The sequence below is a fragment of the Mesorhizobium sp. M7A.F.Ca.US.014.04.1.1 genome (assembly GCF_003998745.1).
Classification (GTDB): domain Bacteria; phylum Pseudomonadota; class Alphaproteobacteria; order Rhizobiales; family Rhizobiaceae; genus Mesorhizobium; species Mesorhizobium ciceri.
The window spans coordinates 1-1,398 of record NZ_RZRW01000969.1; the positions used below are offsets into that span (position 1 = coordinate 1).

Here is a 1,398-nt window from a genome sequence, read left to right on the forward strand (position 1 = left end):
CGATTATGGGCGTGGCTAAGAAGGATCAGGGGCGCGTCGGATATGCCTGGCTCTATGGGGTGCAAGCGCGCAAGGACGGAAGGGAGCGGGTCGTGCCGGAGTTCTGGAGGGAATATGCCGACGCCTGGTTGCAGGGCTTCGATGGCCAGTCCATCCAGGGTGCCGGCAAGGCCGAGCCCGTCGGCGATCAGATGGAAGCGGAGGTCGATGAAGCTGGGGTCAGCAAACTGTAGCTAACAGGCTAGAGCGGCTTGCCGGCGCGTACCATAGCTCGTGCGATCGCGAGCTCGGCTTCCGTCTTGGCATTCTCTTTCTGGTTCATGTTGTCGGCGGCAATGAGCCGCTTCAGCGCCCGCAATGTCTCACCCCGCGTCCAGCCCACCTCCAACATGCAATCGAGGATCGCCTGAAAGCCGGGCTCCATGGCCTCCTGGCAGTCTAGCGCGCGGTCCGCGTAGTCATGGTCATCCTGGTGTCTGGGCGAATCGATCATTCTTCACTCCATGTCCGGCACTTCGCCGTTGGTGAACAGCACTGTCGGCGGCCCATAGTCGCCAAGCGCCGGGTCGGCGTCGCGACTCCATGCTATGACACCGACGTGGTTTGAAGCCAGCGCCTTTGCCGTGCGGATCGCGCGGTCTTCGCTTTGCTGGTCGGTCGGGCCGTATGCGGTGAACAGGTCGCCATCCTCGCCGCGGTCGAACGCGACGACAACGATCAGCTTCGGCTTTTTCTGATCTGGCACATCGTCGGACACTCAGTGCGTCCTGCCGGAGCGGAGATGCATCTCGATCTTGTTGATTGCCTTGGTGAGGACATCGACAGCCTGCAGATTGACGGCGAAATCGAAGTTACCTTGCACCGTTTCGAATATCAGAACGCCGACCTTGGTCTCGGCGTCGCTCATCATGCCCATTCCAATGCCGGTCGGCATATAGGGTGGTTTTTCTGACATGGTCTCTCTCCTCAGATGCGGTGTGGGCTTGTCGGCAGTTCGGCCATCCGGCCGTGCGAACTGAAGTGGCCAAGCGCGATCGACAGATGATGGCGGCCATGAACCCGCTCACCACTATTCGAAATGCATCGACTGGCCGCGCATCATCGCCAGGGTCAGTGCGATTGCAGGATTTGCAGGCGGCTTCTCCATAAGCAAGGAACCGTCGAAGTCGCGCCACGCCGCCATGCGCAATTCGTCATCATCATCATCCCCGGCTGCCGGGTTGAAGACGTGAGCGTCGCAAGGATCTCGCTCAACCTCGATCGTCCAGTCCTTGAGCGCCTTGCGGGCCATTTCTTCCACCTGGGCAAGGTCGCTGGTGAAGAAGGGGATACGGTCGCCATCTTCCGAAAGCGGCTCGACCCGATCCAGCGTCGGCCGCTCAGGCACCCAACCAAGAA

Annotated in this window: 4 protein-coding genes and 1 pseudogene; 1 reads left to right on the forward strand and 4 read right to left on the reverse strand. The window is 60.7% G+C overall.

The window, feature by feature from the left end:
- A partial coding sequence (locus EOA22_RS33600) for a hypothetical protein (RefSeq protein ID WP_348629521.1) occupies positions 1-233 on the forward strand: 233 nt, incomplete at its 5' end.
- Positions 234-241: 8 nt separating this feature from the next.
- Here the strand turns inward: EOA22_RS33600 and EOA22_RS33605 are convergent.
- From EOA22_RS33605 to EOA22_RS33620, 4 genes and pseudogenes are all read right to left on the reverse strand, one after another.
- The gene (locus EOA22_RS33605; protein ID WP_127390614.1) at positions 242-493 is read right to left on the reverse strand and encodes a hypothetical protein; all 252 of its coding nucleotides are present in this window, start codon (positions 491-493) and stop codon (positions 242-244) included.
- Positions 494-496: 3 nt separating this feature from the next.
- Positions 497-757: a hypothetical protein gene (locus EOA22_RS33610; protein WP_063170768.1), complete on the reverse strand. Its 261-nt coding sequence runs from the start codon at positions 755-757 to the stop codon at positions 497-499.
- Positions 758-955, reverse strand: coding sequence for a hypothetical protein (locus tag EOA22_RS33615; RefSeq protein WP_082826783.1), 198 nt, complete (start codon positions 953-955; stop codon positions 758-760). It lies immediately after the preceding gene.
- A 114-nt stretch (positions 956-1,069) separates the two neighbouring features.
- Positions 1,070-1,398: pseudogene (locus EOA22_RS33620) on the reverse strand (hypothetical protein); the annotation flags it as partial.

Bases quoted from the DNA above. Each gene is read 5' to 3' on its own strand.
- EOA22_RS33605 (WP_127390614.1), bottom strand. From the start codon at position 493: ATGATCGATTCGCCCAGACACCAGGATGACCATGACTACGCGGACCGC.
- EOA22_RS33615 (WP_082826783.1), bottom strand. From the start codon at position 955: ATGTCAGAAAAACCACCCTATATGCCGACCGGCATTGGAATGGGCATG.